This is a genomic window from Bacteroides ndongoniae, assembly GCF_900108345.1.
Classification (GTDB): Bacteria; Bacteroidota; Bacteroidia; order Bacteroidales; family Bacteroidaceae; genus Bacteroides; species Bacteroides ndongoniae.
The window spans coordinates 1,150,275-1,166,299 of sequence record NZ_FNVV01000013.1 but is presented as its reverse complement, the minus strand read 5'-3'; the positions used below and the strand labels follow the sequence as shown (position 1 = coordinate 1,166,299).

9 protein-coding genes are annotated in these 16,025 nt (G+C 48.6%); 1 reads left to right on the top strand and 8 read right to left on the bottom strand.

Features of this window, described 5'->3' with window-relative positions:
- Positions 1-5: 5 nt before the first annotated feature.
- Positions 6-3,008: a SusC/RagA family TonB-linked outer membrane protein gene (locus BQ5591_RS09280; RefSeq protein ID WP_071149095.1), complete on the bottom strand. Its 3,003-nt coding sequence runs from the start codon at positions 3,006-3,008 to the stop codon at positions 6-8.
- 749 nt (positions 3,009-3,757) lie between these two features.
- The gene (locus BQ5591_RS21365; RefSeq protein ID WP_159434445.1) at positions 3,758-3,928 is read right to left on the bottom strand and encodes a hypothetical protein; all 171 of its coding nucleotides are present in this window, start codon (positions 3,926-3,928) and stop codon (positions 3,758-3,760) included.
- Between the two features lie 847 nt (positions 3,929-4,775).
- On the opposite strand from BQ5591_RS21365, the gene hydF reads away from it, so the two are divergent.
- Positions 4,776-5,963 carry a [FeFe] hydrogenase H-cluster maturation GTPase HydF gene (gene hydF, locus BQ5591_RS09275; RefSeq protein WP_071149094.1) on the top strand — a complete coding sequence of 396 codons (1,188 nt, stop codon included), beginning with the start codon at positions 4,776-4,778 and terminating at the stop codon, positions 5,961-5,963.
- Here hydF and BQ5591_RS09270 read toward each other — a convergent pair.
- From BQ5591_RS09270 to BQ5591_RS09245, 6 genes are all read right to left on the bottom strand, one after another.
- Entirely contained in the window at positions 5,956-7,224 is a 1,269-nt protein-coding gene (locus tag BQ5591_RS09270) for a histidine-type phosphatase (protein WP_071149093.1), read from the bottom strand. The genes hydF and BQ5591_RS09270 overlap by 8 nt on opposite strands.
- 195 nt (positions 7,225-7,419) lie before the next feature.
- On the bottom strand, positions 7,420-8,820 hold the full coding sequence (locus BQ5591_RS09265) for a glycoside hydrolase family 28 protein (RefSeq protein WP_071149092.1): 1,401 nt from the start codon (positions 8,818-8,820) through the stop codon (positions 7,420-7,422).
- A gap of 14 nt (positions 8,821-8,834) precedes the next feature.
- Positions 8,835-10,295, bottom strand: coding sequence for a glycoside hydrolase family 28 protein (locus BQ5591_RS09260; protein ID WP_083380946.1), 1,461 nt, complete (start codon positions 10,293-10,295; stop codon positions 8,835-8,837).
- A 32-nt stretch (positions 10,296-10,327) separates the two neighbouring features.
- A complete protein-coding gene (locus tag BQ5591_RS09255; protein WP_083380914.1) occupies positions 10,328-12,640 on the bottom strand; it encodes a GH92 family glycosyl hydrolase in 2,313 nt (770 codons plus the stop codon).
- Between the two features lie 54 nt (positions 12,641-12,694).
- Complete coding sequence (locus BQ5591_RS09250; RefSeq protein WP_071149406.1) at positions 12,695-13,771, bottom strand: acyltransferase family protein; 1,077 nt, start codon at positions 13,769-13,771, stop codon at positions 12,695-12,697.
- On the bottom strand, positions 13,771-15,927 hold the full coding sequence (locus BQ5591_RS09245; protein ID WP_071149090.1) for an alpha-N-acetylglucosaminidase: 2,157 nt from the start codon (positions 15,925-15,927) through the stop codon (positions 13,771-13,773). The genes BQ5591_RS09250 and BQ5591_RS09245 overlap by 1 nt, the downstream gene beginning before the upstream one ends.
- Between the last annotated feature and the right edge of the window lie 98 nt (positions 15,928-16,025).

Below are 16,025 nucleotides of genomic sequence, written 5' to 3'. Positions count from 1 at the left end.
GTTAATTAGAAGTTTACATTCAATCCTAACATAAAGGTACGAGTACGCGGATAGAAGGAGTTACGCCAATCAATACCCGGTTCTATGCCACCCAAACTTACTTCGGGATCTGTACCAGAATAACCAGTAATAGTAAAGACGTTGTTGCAGGTAGCTGTTAACTTCAAATTGTTAATCCAATTACCAATCTTTCCAAAATCATATCCTAAGCTCAAAGTAGAAAGACGCAGGTAGCTACCATCTTCCAAATAACGATCAGAAGGAGCTTGTGCATTAACATCTGTAATTTTCTGATCAGTCATAATCTCTTTTAAACCATTCTTACCTTGTTGAATATTAGTCGTATTATTGTATTGTGCACGGGTAGCATTGAAAATCTTGTTACCAAATGTTCCTTGGAAGAAAGCTGTCAAAGTCCAATTTTTATAAGTCAATGTGTTATTCCATCCTAAGTTCAGTTTGGGTTGTGCGGAACCAACTTTCACACGGTCTTTTTCATCCAATCGAGTGGTAGTACCTATTACATTTCCATCCTCATCGTATTCATTGAACACGGAAACTCCTTCATCATTATAACCTGCCCATTTCCACATATAGAATGTGCCTATCGGCTCACCTTCCATAATACGTTGAATAGAATTCGCTTGTGCAGAACCGCCAATATTCGGATTGGCTGTATTAATATACGGTACAGAATAAGTATCATTAGATATTTTTTCAACAATATTCTTATTATGGGATAAATTCACCGTTGTGCTCCATTCAAAGTTTTTTGTCTGAACAGGAATAGCGTTAATACTAATTTCGACACCTTTATTACTTATATCTCCTACGTTAGCCCACATAGAAGGATATTGATACCTATTTGTTGACACCTCATAAGCAAGAATCAAGTCAGAAGTCTTTTTCACATAATATTCAATGGTTGCTCCCAAACGACCACCTAATACAGAGAAGTCAACACCGACGTTGAACATGGAAGTCGATTCCCATTTCAAATCAGGATTAGAGTTACGCAATGCACCGATGATACGATAGTTAGATTCAACTCCGTTAGAATCTACATAAGTAAACCAACCGGTACCACCATAAAGCATTCTCGAAATATAAGGATCAAAGCCCAGTGAGTTACCGCTGACACCATAACCTGCACGCAACTTCAAGTCATCAAATCCCCAATCTTTGGCAAACTCTTCTTCAGAAATACGCCATGCGGCAGAGAAAGAGGGGAAGGTAGCCCAACGGTTATTGACACCAAAAGCAGAAGAGCCATCACGACGAACAGTGGCCTGCAACAAATACTTACTGTTATATGAGTAATTCACACGGCCATAGAATGAAATCATACGCAGGGTATTTTCTGCAGAAGACCAGACACCATCAATTCCATCCATTTTGTTAGCCATACCCAAATTCTTGTAACCTAAATCATCATTATAAAAGTCATAAACAGTCAGGCCATATCCATCGGCTTTCGTTGTTTCTTCCCAAGAATAACCCAACATAATACCCAATTTATGAACTTCATTGAAAGTCTTGTCATAATTTAAATAAGTCTCAAACACTTTCTTGAGGTCTTGAGTTGTACGACGATGAGCCTGGCCATTATCTTTGACATAAGTCATTTGTGACTGTGAAGTATGGTATTCATCCCACAAGAACTGCTCGTTCTGATAAGACAAAGTTGCATTCCATTGTAAACCATCAATAATATCTAAAGACGCCTTAGCTGTACCTTGCATTTTTTTAGTTTGATGATGATAAAGGTCTTCATTAATCATTGACAGTGGATTATAGTTTTGAGAAACACCTACATAATTTGTCCAATTACCATTTTCATCCCGTACAGGAACCAATGGTGAATAATAGTTCATTGCATCATAAACACTGTTATTATCACCTCCTGTTTCAACAGAATTGTTATTGGTGATACTGGCATTCAGATTCATAGACAAAATCAAACGGTCATTCAAAGCTCTTGTCTGTACAAAAGCACGTCCGATCAAACGATCCATGTCAGTACCCTTAATAACACCTTGTTTCTCCATATAATTAATACTTGCAGTGTAAGAAGTACGATCACTCCCGCCACTAATCGACACATTGTGATTGTGAGTAAATGCTGTACGTTGCACTTCTTTCTGCCAATCCGTGTTTGCTCCGAAATCGTTATTGATGGTAAAGTTATTGGCTTTGGCATACGCACGCAGGTCGTCTGCAGTCATCATGTCAAGGTTCTTCATCACCTTGTCTGCAGCGATGTAAGCACTGTAAGTTACAGTAGCTTTACCGGCCTTACCTTTCTTCGTAGTAACGATGATCACACCATTGGCTGCCTTTGAACCGTAAATGGCAGTAGCTGTTGCATCGCGCAGTACGTCGATGCTTTCGATGTCTTCGGGAGCGACCAAAGCCAAAGATACGCCCGGAACGCCATCTACTACATAATAGGGCTCCATAGCCTCACCACCACGCAATGAAGAAGCACCACGCAGCGTGATTGAGGAGTATTCGCTGTTCGGGTCGCTGCTCTGTGTGATGGTCAGACCCGGCACTTTACCTTGCAGCAACTGGGCAGGACTGGTGTAAGTACCTACATTCAGTTTGTCGGCCTTTACAGTAGTAATAGAGCTGGTCACATCCTTACGAGTCATGCTACCGTAACCAATAACCACTACCTCGTCAAGTGCCTGAAGGTCTTCCTGCAGAGCGACATTAATAACATTCTGATTAACGACTATTTCTCTTGTTGTAAAACCAATATAGGAGAACATCAATGTTTTACCTTTCTCAACATTGATGCTGTACTTTCCGTCCACATCGGTTATACTACCATTAGTCGTGCCTTTTTCGAGGACATTAACACCCGGCAACGGAGCACCAGTCTTATCGGTTACGGTACCCGTCACCTTGTTCTGTGCAAATGCTAAGGTACTGCTTAGCAAGAACATGACGAGGAGCAAACTCTGCATCCATGTTCTTTTTCCTTTTAATTGTACATTCAGCATAAAATAAAGTTTTAGTTAAAAAAAACAGTTTTTATTCTCATTTTATATATTTATCACATTCTTTTTTCCGGCCGCAAAAGTAAAAGCCGCATGTTACATATTTATTTCAACAACATTTCAAAATGAACACAACAAACTAATAAACAGAAAGTTAGGGAAAGAACAAAAACAACAAGCCCATTCCTTCACTCTTATCATTTATACTGCTAAGTGTAAAGAAACAGGCTCCCGACGATGTTGCCTTTTAACAACAGGCAACAGATCAATGGAAGAAATACATTCATTGCTGTTTCCATAGCTCATTCTTAGATTTCAGTTGTCGCAAAGATACACTAAGCCCCTAAGGAAGGGGGAGAAAATAGCGCAAAATAGGGAGAAAATAGTAAACCAACTTTTCATCATCCTCATTCATCTTTCACCACAATTATCTATTAATCAACAACTTGCAAAAGTTCACTATTTTACTCCTACTAAAAACCAACAAAGAAAAATGTTTTTGAGAAAAGCGACACATACCTCCACCTACCTGTCCAAAACTCCGCTACTTGCTTTTTGCCCGTCCCATAGGAGAAAAAATACAACGGCCTAACAGCCGACAGAACGGAAAGACTATGCAGCCTCACTGCAACAGTTAGTGCAGTCACTCTGCATCAGTCAGTGCAGTGACACTGCATCAATACGTGCAGTTATGCTGCAACAGTTTGTGCAGCAACGTTACTCAACGTACCACTTCTGTTTTCCCATAAGGTTCACATCAAAAAGCGGATGCTGATAAAAGGACGCAGGTGAAGTTTCACCGTAATCGATTGATAATAAAAAAGTTGTGGTGAAAGATAGATACGCGGACTACAGGGGAAAGGCGGATGAACGCGGATTTTCAAATTTTCATTGAAAGGGCGTGAAGCTTCATCTTTCACCATATCCTGCTGTGTATCAGTGCGAAAATCCTCCGGTGAAAGCGTGAAGGCAAAATAGTGGGTTTAAGGTTTAATGTTGAGGGTGAAGGGTTGAGGGATGAGGGATGAGGGTGAAGGGTTGAGGGATGAGGATGAAAGAGAAAAGGATTTTTGGACGTGAACAAAAAAGGTCACTCTGCCATCTTCATTTTTAATGTTTCATTTTTCGTTTCCAAACTCCTACTTGGCGACTGTAACTACCTACTTTAGCGGCGTAACATCGGTAGTTAGCCGGCGTAACAAGTAATGTCGGCGGGAATGACAAGCAATGCCGGCAGGTTTTGAAAGCAATGCCGCCGCATCTTACAACCAAGCCCGCCGCATGTTGCAAGCAAAGGGCACGAGTATTGCCTGCAACTCCCGCGAGTATCGCAAGCATGGCTCGCGAGCCGTACAAGTGTTGAACAGGAGCCGTACAAGTGTTGCTCACGAATGCTCATTGCCATCCCATGTTTTTCCGAATACTGGCGCACACCGTATCGAAGCGATCAATAAGTTGTAACCAACCGGGTACATCCTTGTTCATCCATCCCATGACGACAACCATCTCCCGATGAATATCTTCCACACGATTCAAATTCCAGCAAATGGATTCATTATGAAAAGCAGTTTGGTGGAGAAAACTTTTTCAAAGAATGCTTTGTTATGTTCCATATCTTTTGTACTTTTGTATTGCAGTCCCGGGCGTTCCTCTCCCAGCTTTCAGTTACTGGTGATGAATCCGGGTTTTTTTATGCCTGCTTACAAAGATATAATTATTTCTTTTCATCAGCTAACTTTAATCCATATTCCTCCTTTAAACTACCGTTTTATGAGTTTAACAGCTACCCCCCGCTCCAACCGCCTGCACATCGTTCTGCTGGGCAAACGAAACAGTGGAAAATCTTCGCTGCTGAATGCACTGACCCACCAGCAGGCAGCATTGGTGTCCGACGTCGCCGGCACAACCACCGATCCGGTCTATCAGGCCATGGAAGTACACGGATTGGGGCCGTGCGTATTCATCGATACGGCTGGCTTTGACGATGAGGGCGAACTGGGTGCACTGCGTGTAGAAAAAACATTGAAGGTCATGCAAAAGGCCGACGTAGCCCTGTTGGTGTGCAGAGACGAAGAGGTGAAAGACGAACTGCACTGGCTACAACTGCTGAAGGAAAAGCAAATCCCCACCCTGCTGGTGCTGAACAAGGCCGACCTGCTACCCCGGGCCGAAACCGTGGCCGATGCAATAAGCAAGAAAGCCGGCATGCGTCCCCTCATTGCCAGTGCCCGGACGGGCGAAGGCGTGGAAGCTATCCGCGAAGCCCTGATACGCATGGCATCGGAAACGGTACAACCCGCCATCGTGTCGCACTTGGTATCGGAAGGTGACTTGGTACTGTTAGTGATGCCGCAAGACATCCAGGCTCCCAAAGGCAGACTGATTCTGCCCCAGGTACAGACACTGCGCGAACTGCTCGACCGGAAATGCATGGTGATGAGCTGCACCACCGACAAGCTGGCCGACACGCTGCAAGCCCTGTCGCGCCCGCCGCAACTGATCATCACCGACTCGCAGGTGTTCAGCACCGTATATGAGCAAAAGCCTGCCGAAAGTCTGCTGACCTCGTTCTCCGTCCTGTTTGCCCGTCAAAAGGGAGACATCGACTACTATCTGCAAGGCGCGGCCAGCATCGCCCGTTTGGGAAAGGATGCCCGCATCCTGATAGCCGAAGCCTGCACCCATGCTCCGCTGTCGGAAGACATTGGCCGCGTGAAACTGCCCCGCATGCTGCGCAAGCGTTTAGGAGAAGGCATACACATCGACATCGTATCGGGCGCCGACTTCCCAGACGATCTTTCGGGCTACGACCTCGTCATTCATTGCGGCGCGTGCATGTTCAACCGCAAGCACGTCATGAGTCGCATCGAAAGTGCCCGCCGCCAGGGAGTGCCGATGACCAACTACGGCGTAACCATCGCCTGGGTAAACGGCATATTAGACAAAATCGTCATCTGACGTCACCGCCCTGTGCAGGTGCCACCTGGTGCCAGAAGCGCTTTACGTCTTCCCAACGGTAGAACGATCCCTCCACGCTTTGGATGGGAAGTTTGGCTTCGCGCTCGTTCAGCAGGAAGCACACCAACACATCCTTCCCCGGAGCCCGATAGAAAATAAGCTGCAAGTTGGCACCCATGGGCGAGACTTTGTAGTCCTGCCATGCCAGATGAAACTTATCCATATCGGCCTCCTGGTTTGCACAGCCCTCCATCTGCATCAGGGCCAGCAATCGGATGAGGTGTGTATCGTGTCCGAAGCGCAAATCGGCAGCCGTCTTTCCGCCACGTATGGCAGTATCGGCCTTTGCCACAATATCATTCAACAGGTTGGAAGCACAGCGCGGCATCAGCCCCTCATTAAGCGGAGCTGCGGCGTTGCACACATACATGCGGGCATTCACCGTCCGCCAGAAGTCGCGCAGTTCGTCGTACTGAAAGAGGTCGTAAAACGACACTTGTCCGCACAAATCCACATTCTGCATGTCGGCGGCAATCCAATAAAGCGATGTCATGACATCGGCCGACTGTTTCTCCGAGAAGTTTTCGGCATGCTGAAACAGCGATTTCATCAACCGGGCCGGACGTATCATGCGACTTTCGAAAGCGTGAAAATCCTTGCGCCATGCAGCCTGCTCGGAGGTGAAAGCCTCGCCTTCGGGCGAGGTATAGGCAATGTAGTTCATGTACTCGCCATAAGCACGGCGAGTAATGCGCAAGGCAGAATTCTGTTCTTTCAGTCCGTCGGTGAAATAACTCATGCTCATCGCACAGCGGAGCGAAGTGGAAGAACGGGCATCGATGACCGCACTGTCGCCAAACACCTGCGGGAAGTTGCGGTACATGCGGACGGCAATGTCGTGATGCTGCCGTTCGCCAAGCGGCGTGATGTTGCCGCTGCGTCCGCGGGCATCGTCCCACACGCGATGCAGGCGCAGACGGACATCCTGTCCCAAAGCCGTCAGCTGATTGCATCGGTACAGCGAATCGAACAGACTGACCATCGCCACATAACGCACATCGTCCGTCATCCAACGCGAACCGTGACGGCCGTAATGGCTGATGTAGAACGGCTCATATCCTTCGGGAGCCGGTGCAGGCGCCTCCGTCGGTGCGGGATAGGCATAATAGATACTTCCCAACTGCTCGGGCGTGGGACGGCTTTGCGAAAAGACCGCCAGAAAACTGCAAAAAGCGCATATCGTAATCAGTATTCGTCTCATATTCTGTTTTTTACCAATAGACATTCAAATTCAAAAGTAGTTGTTATTTTCAGACACGGATTACACGGAAAAACAAGATATAAAGAATAAAAATAATCTGCGAATATCCGTGTAATCCGTGCCTGAATAAGTGGGATACAATGTATCGGATTCCCTCCTTTTCACTCCTTAACTGTCAGGCAGGAACCGGTCGGCTCATTCAATCACCACGTTGTGGGCATTCTTCTGCATCACACCGTCGGCAGCCTTGTCGGGCTTGGTATCGCCCCACATGATGCGCGAATCTTCTATATAAATGTCTGAAGCCGTATCGATGTAGAAACCGTACGTGCTATCATGTACAAAACCTTCGCCCAGACAGGGACGCTTGTCGTAGATTCCTCCGGGATAGCCGGTACGCTTGTATAGCAACACATCCACGTCCTTGAAGTAAATGTGATTCACCTTGCCCGGTACATCTCCGCCTACAAATACGCCGTTCTCGCTGGTACACTTGATATTCGTGAAGTAAATACGGCTCACCTCTCCGCAACGTCCTTCGGTAGCTCCCTTCGGAAAACGCCAGCCGGCATCCTTGTGATTGCCTACGGCACGCGGATAAGAAGTCACATAGATAGGCTCGGCCTTGCCCCACCACACATCGGAAAAGAACTGGCAGTCGATAAGCATATTCGAGAAAACAACGTTGGTCACCGTGCCTTCGTCACGGTTCTGAATGCCGACTCCACGGTTGCTGCCCCGGATGATGCAATTGTTGAACAGCACGTTGTTGATAACGTCCATGTTCTCCGACCCAATCTTGATGGCACACGAACGGGAAGTCATCACACAGTTGCTCACCACATTGTCTTCGCACGAACCGTATTCTTCGAATTCACGTCTGTTTTTCAGGCAGATGCAATCATCGCCCGACTCGATAAAGCAGTCGGCGATGCGTACCTTGCGCGAATGGTCGAGGTCGATGCCGTCGCCATTGCGGATCTTCAGGTTATTGAGTAGGGAAATACCTTCGATCAGCGCATCGTAGCAACCCACCAGATGAATGGTCCAGTAGGCACTGTTGCAGATGGTTACATCTCTGATCACTGTCTTCTCGGCATTGATAAGGGTCAGGACATGCGGACGCGGATCGAAGTCCGTCACCGGTTTCAGTTCGTACGAATCCTCCAGTTCCTTCCCCATAAAGGCCACCCCGTTGCCGTCGATGGTACCTGTACCCGTGATGGACAGGTTTTTCAGGTCTTTTCCGCTGATCCACATCATGCCTTCACCACGGTTGTCGCCAAAAGCGCTTTCGTTGTAAACACTTTCGTCGGGATTGGCCAACAGACGCGAGTTGGGCTCCAAATGGAAATTGACATCGGAAGCCAACTTCAGCGGACCACACAGAAAGGTATGCCCCGAAGGGAGCAATACGGTTCCGCCTCCGGCGGCACTACAGGCATCGACAGCCTGCTGTATGGCAGTTGCGTCGTCGGCCTTTCCGTCTCCCGCCGCTCCATAGTCCATCACGTTGTAAACTCCCTTCTGCCGTTGCTGGCACGCATTCAGCAGAAACAGGCTGAACAGGGCAAGAATCAAATGTTTCGTTCTCATATCTCGTTAAAAGTTTAATCGGTTGTTCGGATATGATCTACCTGCTCGTATCGGAAAGCCGGATACTGGCTGCCCGGCGCACTGTCACCGTAGGTCCGCACCAATTGCAGTCCGTCCACGTTGCGAAACAGGTAAGCGCTCTCCCACGTGGGCTCGGGATGCTGCATATCCCAGTTCACTTCGCAATCGACCAGCGACAGCTTATCAACTCCGTCGAACAGGAATCCGTTGCGCGAACGCTTGTCCACCGCGTCTTCCGGCTCCATAAACAGCTGCACGTCGTTCAGGCGGACGTTTCTGATCCGCCGGCTGAAGCCTTCAAGGCGGATACCACTCTGTCCGTGAGCGATGATGTGACTCAGAGTCACATTCTCGATGGTGCCCGACGGACCGTCTCCCCGCTTCTGCACGGTGAACCAGACGGGGTCTCCGTTTCCCCACCAGAAGGTTTCTTTCCGGCAGGTAGTGATGGCGATGTTCGAAAACAGAATGTTGCGGGCACTGCCACCGTCGCGGATTATCATATTCAGTCCGCGGTTTGCCTTGTCGATGACACAGTTGGAAACGGTAATGTTCTCGAAGTCGGCATGCGACTCCGTGCCGATCTTCAATGCAGCCGACGACGAGGTCAGCACGCAGTTAGTTATGGTAATCTGACTGCAAGGCAGAGCCTTGCCTTCCTGTCGGGTCGTCTTCAGGCAAAGAGCATCGTCGCCGGTATCGATGCGGCAGTTGCTCACCATCACTTGGCTGCATCCGTCGATGTCGAGTCCGTCGGCATTGACCCCGTTGTGACGGTTGGAAGTGATATAAACGCCATCAACCGTCACCCGTTCGCACCATTGCAGATGCACGGACCAGAAAGAAGATTCGACCACCCGGATGTCGCGGATGCACACACCGGTACAGCCAACAAAGCTAATGGCTCCGGGACAAGGCGGCACTTTACGGAACTTGCTCTGATAGTCGGCTCCGTAACGGGCGGCATTGGCAATCTCACGACCGGTAACCGAATCGGTGACGACAGTCTGTGGAGCGCGCCGATATCCGATGCGTTCGGCACGGCAGTGCAGGGTTCCGGTTCCCGTCACCGATATATTTTCGGCATCGAAAGCCCCCAACAGGACTTCACTCTCACTGGTATCGGCTGCTCCAACCTTCTGCCGTAAACCTTCATAGTCAGACACTTTCCGACTGGCATAAACGGTGGCACCGGCATCCAGATGCAGATTAACGTTGCTTTTCAGTACGACCGTCGTGCACAGGTAATTGCCGGCAGGCACCCATACCGTTCCTCCACCGTCGGCAGCACAGGCATCGACTGCCCGCTGAAAAGCCTCGGTAGAAAGTCGGGTAGTATCGGAAACCGCACCGAAAGCAGTCACATCATATACCGGAGCATGTCCGCCTCTGGCATACAGGAACAGAGGGACAAACAGTAACAGGAACAGACAGACAGGTATTCTATGTATCATAAGCATTAATATTCAATTAATTAATCAATCAATCACATGACAGAAGGCGGACAGTCGGCCGAAGCACTGCCCCAGGCTGTGTTGGGCTTATCGCCCATGACAAACTCCATCGTTCCTCCCCGCAGGATGTCCTCGTGCGAAAGGTAGTTCTTCGTATAAGGGCGACCGTTCAGACGGACACTCTGTATATAGATGTTCTTTTCGGAAGCATGAAGCACCTTCAATGTAAATGTACGCCCGTTCTCAAGATGCAGCACGGCTTCGCTGAACGAAGGACTGCCCAATATATAATAAGGTGTGCCGGGACATACGGGATAGAAGCCCAAAGCGGCAAAGACGTACCACGCCGACATCTGTCCGGCATCGTCGTTGCCCGACAACCCGCCGGGTGCCTGTAGGTACTCGGTCTGCATGATGTGACGCACTGCCTGCTGGGTCTTCCACGGCTGTCCGGCATAGTTGAACAGAAAGGCTACCTGATGACAAGGTTCGTTACCATGCCAATAGCGCTGTTCGCAGAACATGGAGTCGAGCTTGGCGATAAAATTGTCACGCCCGCCCATACATTCCATCAGACCGTAAGGGTCGTGAGGCACGTACCAAGTGTAATGACAAGGGGCTCCTTCTGTGATGAAGGAAGCAAAACGGAACGCATTATCGTCCGTAAGGAAACTGCCGTCGGCCCGACGCCCTTGTGCATAACCGGTACGAGGATCAATGACGTTGCGATAATTGCGGGCACGAGCCAGCAGGCTGTCAGTATCGGCTGTCTTGCCCAAAGCTGCAGCGACCTGCGCCAGAGCAAAGTCGTCGTAAGCATACTCCAGCGTACGCGATACCTGTTCCCTTGTATGGAACGCATCGGGAACAGAATCTTCAAGCGGAATGTATCCGTACTTCAGATAGGACTTCAAAGCCCTGCGCCCCATACCGTCACGGTATTCGCGTACATCGGCGGGTGATTGAAAAGCGTTCTTGCGCATGGCCTCGTACGCCTTGTCAATATCGAAATTACGGATTCCCTTACAATAAGCATCGGCCAAGGTAGCAATGCAGTGGTCGCCAATCATGGCAGCCGTGTAGCTGTTCCAGCACGGGAAAATAGGAAGCCACCCACCCTGTTCGTACTTCCAGACAAGCGACTGCATCATATCGCCCGCCCGTCCGGGGGTCAGCAGATTGACCAACGGATGCAAGGCACGATACGTATCCCACATGCTGTAGTCCTCGTAATAGGTACGTCCGGCAGGAAGCTGACGTACGGGAGTACCGGTAGCAAACGAAGGATAACGGCCGTCGGCATCGTTGAACGTGCGCGGCAGGAAAGAAGCCCGGTATAAGGCACTGTAAAATTTTTCCTTTGCTTCGCGGTTGTCGGTCTGCACTTCGACAAGTGCCAACCGATGTTCCCAGATATCTGTCAGTTCACGACGTGTACGGTCAAAATCCCAATGGGGAATCTCGGCTTCAAGATTGTTCATGGCTCCTTCGGCACTGACAAACGAGGAAGCAGCCTTAACCAACAGGTTCTCGCCTTCGTTCACATCGAATTCGACATAGGCACCGATACCACAGGCATTGCCTATAGCGTCACGAGCCGGAAATATGGAATCGCCTCGGAATACGCCGAAGCCTGTTATCTTCTTCTGGAAACGAACCACAAAATGTCCGCTATATCCGGCGGGCTCTCCCCAGCCCTGATAGATGCGGTGAACGGGATTGTAACCGCTGATGACGTTGTTCACCGTATCGACCGAGATAAATCCCTGTCCTTCATCGCTGTTCGGATTGACAACCAAATAGGCTTTACCGCTTTTCTGATAGGTGAAACGGAAAATGGACGAGCGCGAACGTGCCGTCATCTCTGCTGTCAGAGCCTCATCGGGCAAGGAAACGGCATAATAGGCAGGAGTGGCCTGCTCGGTCTGGTGCGAGAAACGGGTTACACGTGCTTCGGGCATGCACCGCAAACGGCTAAAAAGCGGCATCAGGGTCATGGAACCGTAATCCTGTGTGCACCCGCCAACAATCCAATGCGAATTGCGGAAACCCTGCAAAAGGCTGTCGGCATAATAGTAAGGAGCAATGCATTTCTCTTCGGTGTCGCGAGTCTGCGGAGTCCAGAAATTCATTCCGTTGGGTTCGAGTACTGCGGGCAACGTCTGTCCGTATTCCTCGGTATTCTTTCCAAACAGTCCCGCCGTATGCGTCACACTGGGAGCCGTACCAATCCGCGTATCAACATATGGCAGACGTTTTTCCTCCGCACTTTTCTCCGAACAAGCTGCACAAAAGCCTGCAACGGAAAAAATACACAAGACACTATATAAACGGATTCCTGTCATAACACTTTGCTCTTTCTTTTCAATTCTTTCTATCGAGAATATTCTACGATCTGCTTATAACTTGATATATATTTTCTTTTTGTACAGCCAATATCCGCATCCTCCCATTACCAGCGCGAAGAGCAACGAATAACATGCCGAAGCCAGATAAGGATCGGAAATGCACGAGTGAATGACTCCGTAAACGACAGGCTTGCTTTCCGTAGCACTTATCACAATAGCTGCCACTTCGCTCAGCACATACAGGAACAACGGATTGACTCCGAATACTTCGAAGAAGCGACACCAGTCTTTCTTTCCTTTCAGATCAATGAAGTAGGTCAGTGTAGCCTGAAGCATGGCTGCAAGTCCACAAGTGACCAGTACAAAAGTAGGCGACCAGATACGCTTGTTCAGCGGGAAAGCTTCTGTCAGCAAGCAGCCTACAGCCATCAGCAGAAAGCCTGTAACCGCCAGCTTCAGGATTCTTGTTTCCAATGAAATGCCTTTCTTCAGCATCAGTGCTCCACAGCAGAAGCCTATCAGTGTGTGAGCAATGGCAGACAAGGTACTGACTAACCCTTCAGGGTCAATCGGGCTCTTCCGGTAAAGGTGCTCTGTCCCTAAAATACCACGATCGGCAACACACAGAATATTGGTCTCGTCACACGCATATCCATTGCCCATACAGAGCAAAACAGCATAGCCCACCAACAATATGCCTGCAATCCATGCCAAACGTTTATTATTGACATACAATGCCAGAAGTGAAGCTACACAATAGCACAAAGCAATGCGGGGCAGCACTCCAGTCAACCGTAAATGGGCAAAGGGAAAGATATCGCCTTCACAAACAAAATCGAACCAACCGATGGCCCATCCGATAAGCAGAATGAACACGGTACGCTTCAGTATCTTCCGGATGACCGGTGCTGAAGGCTGAAAATCGAACTTGCGAAGCGCAATGTATGTGGATATCCCCATAATGAACAGAAAGAAGGGAAATACAAGGTCGCAAGGAGTCAGGCCATTCCATGCAGAATGGCGCAACGATTCGTAAGACTGACTGCCTCCGGCATTGTTGACTACGATCATACCGAACACCGTCAGTCCCCGCAATACATCCAACGACAAGAGCCTTTTCTTTTCCATCATTTAAATACTTTGGCAAACACTTCTTTGGCTACATCGATGCAATCGCCTTCGGGTGCTGACGTATATGGATTCGAAGCCAGCGTCCAAGGCTCTTCCATGGCATAAAAGTCGAGAGTTACGGCTGGTTTTCCGTCCAGTTCGTCCTGCAAGGTTTTCCAATAGGCTTCCCAGCGTTTATAATAGAAATCGCGCAAAATGCCGTTCCATTCTTTGTGGGCATAGTCGCGCAGACCGCCTTCGTCGGCACAGACACGATTGCCCCACGTGGTAATCTGCACACGGGCATTCCATTCATAAAGTTTCTTCTCCTCGGGAGTATTGCCCAATTTGCGTGCCTGCTCTATCCAGCGTCCGACACGGAACTCGCTCCGTGTACCCAACAGACGATCCTGCAACAAGAGCATATCGAGGAACTTGCGGGAATCTGCAGCAAAACTTTTCTTATCGAAACTCTTATAATCGGCTATCGTACGGTTGTAAACGATACGTCCCTTATCGGCAATGGCCTGACGAACCACGTCTATCAGATCGTACTCGAAATTGTTGTTGCCACGATAACGGTCGGCCACTTCCAACAACAGGCTGGCAGCCTCTTCCGTCACTGTCGGGTCGTAATAGTTGGCCATCTTGGACCAGCTTGACACCTGGAAATTGTTCAGCGAAGGACGGCCGCAGAAAATGGATTCGTGAGGGCCTTGCTGATTGTTACCGAAAGGACAGTTATAGATGGTATTGGCCAGCAGGGTCCATGCCTGTTCGATCTTCTCGTCGCGTACCCCGTAACGGGCAAACAGATAGTCCTTCAGCCATGCTTCTTTGGTGAATTTCTCCGGACGCCAGGGTAACTCGCACATCAGTTCGAACATCATCGGATTGTTCTCGCTTCCCTCCATTGTCAGACCGATACCCTTCAGATGGGCTGCCAACGGATTGTTTTTAGTCAGATAGAAATTATTGAGTAACTGATCCATACGCCCGTGCAAACCTACATTTCCACCGAAATTCAGCAACATGCAGAAGATCCAGTCGTGCTGTTCGTATCCCTTGTCGCGTTTCCAGATAGAAGGTATTCCCCACATGGGACGGCACTCACTGAAGAGGTCCAGAATAAGCAGATCACCATTCTTCAGATTTTTCATCATTTCCGGACGCGGATTCTCGGTCCACCCCTGTACAACCCATACAGCCTTCGGGTTGACTTTCTTCATGGCATTCATAATGGCTTTTCCTGCCGCATCGAAATCTACTGAAGCTGCATTCTCAGCTTCGTGGAAAGGATCCATAGAGTAGAAATCGGCTTTTCCGAACAAACGTTCCTGTTCGCTGTAATACAGATCGGCAATCTCGGCAAACCGTTCATCGGTAGGTTGCAGGAAAGCCGGACGGGTAAATCCGTTCCACAGATCAGATTTGGTCACATTCAGTCCCAACTTCACATCGGCATCGTGTGGCACCATGCCCGAATAACCGGGAAAGACAGGACGAATGCCGTACTCGCGCATCCGTTTCAGAATTCTTTTCTGCAAAGCTTCCTGCTGCACATACCAGGAGTCGGGATTCGGGCCACCCCAACCTTCGAGGTTGTTCATCGCCCACCAGGCCAGAAAAGCAGGTCCGGCGATAAAGCGGTTCACTTCTTCCTTCGTGTAACCAAGTTTCTGAAGCATATTAAACCAGATACATTCCTGTCCTACTGCAGCCAAAGGCATGTTGATACCATGCAAGGCCATCCAGTCAATCTCCTTTTCCCAGCGTTCCCAATCCCAGAAAGCCATTGTATAGGAATAAGTACAATAATTAAAGTCGTAGCGAAGAGACAAATCCGTTTCGTGGCGTTCTTTCTGTCCGACAGGCGGCAGTACATCGGGCAGCTTGGCAGTCATGCCATTCCATGACAACTGGATGCCTGCATAGTACTTCAGATACCAGTTTATACCTGTAGCTATATTCACATAGTTATTACCACGCACCACTACTTTATTGCCACGTTGATCCAGTTCGAAAAAATCTTTCTCTCCCTTTTTCAACTCGATGGCAAACTTGCGTGAAGCACCCTTATCTATTCTTTCCAACAAACCACTAATGGGGTTGCCAGCCAGACAGAATGTATACACTGATAAAAATAAAAGGACGAAAACTGTTCTGATTTTCATGATAGTACTTAAGATTGATATTCTTTTCAGCAAAAATAAGTACTTTCTCCAATGGAATGGAGGAAAATAGAAAAGTTTAGGCAGAATATAGTAAAGTT